Below are 3407 nucleotides of genomic sequence, written 5' to 3' on the forward strand. Positions count from 1 at the left end.
TATTGACAAAACAAAAGAAAACGCTTACTATATAAATAAGGGAACGGTTCCACAATAAAAAAGGAGGAGTGATGACTACAATAAAACAGGTTGCTGAAGAAGCTGGAGTATCAAAGTCAACAGTTTCAAGATATATTTCGAAAAAAGGCTATGTCGGAGATGATGCGAGAGAAAAGATAAAAAATGCTATCAAGAAATTAAATTACACACCAAATGTATTAGCACAATCTTTAAAAACTAAAAAAAATCAAATGGTAGGACTCTTATTGCCAGATATTTCTAATCCGTTCTTCCCAAGATTGGTTCGAGGAGCCGAATCATATTTGAAAGATAAAGGTTATAGGATTATGGTTGGTACTATTTCAGATCATGATTCGTTAGAAGAATATATAAACCTTTTGTTAAAAACAAATGCAGCTGGTATTATAACAACACTTGACTTTACAAAGGAATTTCCAAATCTAACATTACCTGTTGTTGTGGTTGACCGGATTAGTAAAGATACAGGCTACGGTGTTTTTTCTGATAATCAGTTGGGTGGACGTTTGGCTGCTAAAGCAATTTGGAATGCTGGCGCTGAGAAGGTTATGATCATCAAAGTTTTAGATGATAAAGCTGAGAACATTGCGGAACGATTTGAAGCAAGTTTAAACTATTTGAGGGATAAATCTTTAGAGATTCGTATTGAAGCAAGTGAAACGTTTGACTTTGAAAAAATTCAAAAAGAAGCTAAAGAGAATCTAAAAAGAAATCCAAATATTGATAGTATTATAGCACCTTCTGATATTCATGCGATAGCTTATATTCATGAAATTTTAGCAATTGGGAAAAAAATTCCAGATGATATTCAAATCATTGGTTATGATGATATTGTACTTAGTCAATTTATTTATCCTTCTTTATCAACTATCCACCAATCATCATATAAAATGGGAGAACAGGCTGCAAAGCTAATCTATAATATGGCAAATAAGTTCTCTATAGATGAAGCTAAAATTAAACTCCCTGTTAGGTACATAGAAAGAAATACATTAAGGAGAAAGAAATGAGTAAAATTGTTGTTGTTGGAAGCATTTCAATGGACTTAGTTATGAGAACAAAAAGGATTCCAGAAGGAGGTGAAACGATTTTTGGCGATTCATTTAATATAGTTCCAGGTGGAAAAGGTGCAAATCAAGCTGTAGCTATTGGTAGATTATCCAGTGTTGAAGATAATATTTACATATTTGGGAACGTAGGAGAAGATATTTTTTCAGCAGATTTATTAAGTAATCTGCAAAATAATGATATTTCTACAGCATATGTGGGAACGGTACCACAGTCTACAGGAGTTGCACAAATTACTTTATATGGAGGTGATAATAGGATTATTTATTATCCCGGAGCTAATAATTTAGTTAAAACAAATGATTGGAAAAATGAGTGGAAATTACTTAGTGATGCAAGTATTGTTGTATTACAGAATGAAATACCACATGAAGCCAACTTATCTATAGCTAAATTTTGCCAAGAAAATCAAGTTAAGGTTCTTTACAATCCTGCACCAGCTAGAGAAACAGACAAAGAGATGATTCCTTTTTGTGATTTTATTACTCCTAACGAGCACGAATGTTCAGAGCTTTTTCCAGATAAGAAATTAGAAGAAATTATTAAAATTTATCCTAATAAAATGATTGTGACATTAGGAGTTGAAGGTTCTATTTATTATGATGGGACAGCAGTTAAGAAAATTCCTGCTATAAAAGCAGAAGTAGTTGATACTACAGGAGCAGGAGATACGTTTAATGGTGCTTTTGCTTATGCTATCTCAAAAGGAAAAGTGATGGATATTGCATTGTCCTTTGCAACGATTGCTTCACATCTTTCTGTTCAAAGATTTGGAGCGCAAGGAGGTATGCCGAGTTTGAAAGAAATAAAGGAGCATTCAGGATATGAAGAAATATGGGATTTTAAATAGTAATTTAGCAAAACTAGCTGATGATTTAGGTCATATGGATTTGGTTTGTATCGGAGATTTAGGATTGCCAGTTCCAAAAGGTGTTGATAAAATTGATTTAGCATTAAGAAAAGGTAGTCCAAGTTTTTTAGAAGTTTTAAAAGAATATTCAGATCATGTACTTATTGAAAAAATTTTCTTAGCAGAAGAAATTAAAGAAAAAAACAAAGAACAGTGGCAAGCAGTTCTAGATCTTTTAGGATCGAATATAATTATTGAATATATTAGTCATGAAGAATTGAAAGCTATGAATACTAAAGTTAAGGCAGTTATTCGCACTGGGGAAGATACACCATATTCGAATATAATCTTGCAATCAGGAGTTATTATTTAGAAGGGGGTTGCCTATGAAAATTGAAATGAAGAACATTTCAAAATCTTTTGGGAATAATCGTGTTTTAGAAAGTATTGATTTGGTTCTTAATTCAGGAGAAGTTCATGCTTTAATGGGAGAGAATGGTGCAGGCAAATCAACCTTAATGAATATTTTAACTGGACTTTTTCCAGCTACTTCAGGAACTATTTTTATTGATGGAAAAGAAAAAACATTTTCTAATCCTCAAGAGGCAGAACGGTTTGGACTGAGTTTTATTCATCAGGAAATGAATACTTGGCCAGATATGACTGTACTTGATAATCTTTTTTTAGGAAGAGAAATTAAAAATTCGATTGGGTTTCTAGATAAAGTTAGTATGGAAAGGAAAGCTAAAGAAGCATTTAAACGTCTTAATATCTCTATTCCTCTCGATGCAATCATTGGTCAATTATCAGTCGGACAACAACAAATGATAGAAATAGCAAAATGTTTATTATCAGAAGTTTCCTTGTTAATTATGGATGAACCCACAGCAGCTTTAACTGATCGTGAAACTGAAACACTTTTTAAAGTGATAGAAGGATTAAAATCTGATGGTGTAGGTATTGTGTATATTTCACATCGGATGGAAGAAATCTTTAAGATCACAGATCTTATAACTGTTATGAGGGATGGGTTTGTAATTGATACCAAGAAAACGAAGTTAACTAATGCAGATGAATTAGTTCAGAAGATGGTAGGCCGTGAATTAGAAGATTATTATCCAGAAAAAAAGGCTGAGATTGGGAATATTGTTTTTCAAGCTAAGAATCTTTCTGGTGATGCTTTTACGGATATTTCTTTCTATGTACGTCAAGGGGAAATTCTTGGTTTTTCTGGTTTGATGGGTGCTGGTCGTACTGAAATAATGCGAGCAATTTTTGGAATTGATTCTTTAAAATCTGGTCAAATTATAATAAACGGAGAACAACTGATAATTAAAAATCCTTTTGAAGCAATTAAGCATGGAATTGGTTTCTTAACAGAAGATCGTAAAGATGAGGGATTGATTTTAGATTTTTCTATTAAAGATAATATGACTTTACCTAGTACTCG

The 3407-nt window shown here is 32.4% G+C and carries 4 protein-coding genes; all 4 read left to right on the forward strand.

Annotated features, from left to right (window positions below; all coding sequences use genetic code 11):
• Positions 1–71: 71 nt before the first annotated feature.
• On the forward strand, positions 72–1049 hold the full coding sequence (locus tag RYK07_RS08885) for a LacI family DNA-binding transcriptional regulator (RefSeq protein WP_314853497.1): 978 nt from the start codon (positions 72–74) through the stop codon (positions 1047–1049).
• Positions 1046–1957 carry a ribokinase gene (gene rbsK / locus RYK07_RS08890; RefSeq protein ID WP_314853498.1) on the forward strand — a complete coding sequence of 304 codons (912 nt, stop codon included), beginning with the start codon at positions 1046–1048 and terminating at the stop codon, positions 1955–1957. Before RYK07_RS08885 ends, rbsK begins: the two co-directional genes overlap by 4 nt.
• A complete protein-coding gene (gene rbsD / locus RYK07_RS08895) occupies positions 1932–2330 on the forward strand; it encodes a D-ribose pyranase (protein ID WP_314853499.1) in 399 nt (132 codons plus the stop codon). The genes rbsK and rbsD overlap by 26 nt, the downstream gene beginning before the upstream one ends.
• A gap of 13 nt (positions 2331–2343) precedes the next feature.
• Positions 2344–3407, forward strand: a 1064-nt coding sequence (locus tag RYK07_RS08900; protein ID WP_314853500.1) for a sugar ABC transporter ATP-binding protein, incomplete at its 3' end; no start/stop codon positions are given.

This window comes from uncultured Granulicatella sp. (assembly GCF_963528315.1).
Taxonomy (GTDB): Bacteria; Bacillota; Bacilli; order Lactobacillales; family Aerococcaceae; genus Granulicatella.